This is a genomic window from Spirillospora sp. NPDC049652 (assembly GCF_040675125.1).
GTDB lineage: Bacteria > Actinomycetota > Actinomycetes > Streptosporangiales > Streptosporangiaceae > Spirillospora.
Window position 1 is genome coordinate 1 of the sequence record NZ_JBFAOF010001319.1, and the last position, 1,583, is coordinate 1,583.

Sequence of the window (1,583 nt, forward strand, 5' to 3'; positions counted from 1 at the left end):
GCATCCCGCTCGCGATCGAACTGGCCGCCGCCCGGCTCCGCGCGCTCACCCCCGCGCAGGTCGCGGCCCGGCTCGGCGACCGGTTCCGGCTGCTCACCGGCGGCAGCCGCAGCGCGCTGCCCCGGCACCGCACGCTGCGCGCGGTCGTGGACTGGAGCTGGGAACTGCTGGACGACGCCGAACGCACCGTCCTCGCCCGCATGTCGGTGTTCGCGAGCGGCGCGACGCCCGAGGCCGCCGAGCGGGTCTGCGGCCGGGACCTGCCCGCCGACGTCATCGACGTCATCGCGTCCCTGGTGGACAAGTCCCTGGTCATGGCCGACGGCGACGCCGAGCCGCGCTACCGGCTGCTGGAGACCGTCCGGGTGTACGCCCGCGAGCGGCTGGACGAGACCGGCGAGACCGCCGCCACCCGCGCCGAGCACGCCGCGCACTACCTGGAACTCGCCGAGACCGCCGAACCCCAGCTGCGCCGGAGCGACCAGCTCCTGTGGATCGAGCGGCTCACCGCCGAGCGCGACAACTTCAACGCCGCCTTCCAGACCGTCGTGGACACCCGGGACGTCCGGACGGGCCTGCGCCTGGTGACGGCGCTGGTCTGGTTCTGGCTGATGCGCGACCTGGAGCGGGAGGCGTGCGCGTGGGCCACCGCCGTCCACCGGATCGCCGGGGACGAACCGCCGCCCGGCCTCGGCGAGGAGTACGCGATCTGCGTGTTCACCGGGACGGCCGTCGCGTCCGCCAGCGGGGAGGGCATCGCCCCCCAGTTGTTCGGCGACACCATCCTCGACCTGCTGCGCTTCCTGCCCGAGCGGCCGAGGCACCCGATGGCGGTGGCCGCCCGCCCGGTCGCGCGGCTGTTCGCCGCCGACCTGCCCGCCGCCGCGGAGGGCTTCCGCGGACTCGTCGACCACCCCGACCCGTGGATCGGCTCGATCGCCAAGACCATGCTGACGTTCAACGCGCTGCACGAGGGCGACCTGGACGCCGCCCAGGAGCTCGCCCAGCAGTCCTACGGCGAGTTCCGCGATCTGGGCGACCGGTTCGGCATGGGCGTCACCTCGCTCGTCCTGCTGCAGATCTCGCTGAGCCGGGGAAAGCCGGAGGAGGCGATCGCGTACGGCGAGGAGGCCCGCCGCTACTCGGCGCAGGGCGTCAACCCCGAACAGGGCTCGATCGTCCTCATCAACCTCGCCGAGGCGCGCGCCCAGCTCGGCGACATCGAGCGCGCCCACCGGGAGCTCGCCGAAGGCATCCGCACCGCGCTCCGCACCGGCGAGTACGCGGACGCGACCAGGGGCTACCTCACGCAGGCCGAGCTGTACCAGGACGCGGGCGACCTCGCGTCCGCCCGGGCCGCCGCCGAACTCGCCCTGGACCTGGTCGAGCCGCGCGTCTCCCGCGGCGACTTCCGCCAGGCCGGGACGCTCACCTACAGCAGGCTCGGAACCCTCGCCGCCCTTGAGGGCGACATCGGGCGCGCGGTCGAGTGGCACGCTCGCGCGCTGGAGCACATCGACCCGAAGTCGCTGCTGGTCAACCACTCGCTGGCCAAGGTCGTCGAGGGCCTCGCGGTGCTCGCC

1 protein-coding gene is annotated in these 1,583 nt (G+C 74.2%); it reads left to right on the plus strand.

Going from position 1 to position 1,583, the window contains the following annotated elements:
- Positions 1-1,583 (plus strand): ATP-binding protein (locus tag AB0J52_RS39800; RefSeq protein WP_500188322.1); only part of this gene is annotated, 1,583 nt, incomplete at both ends.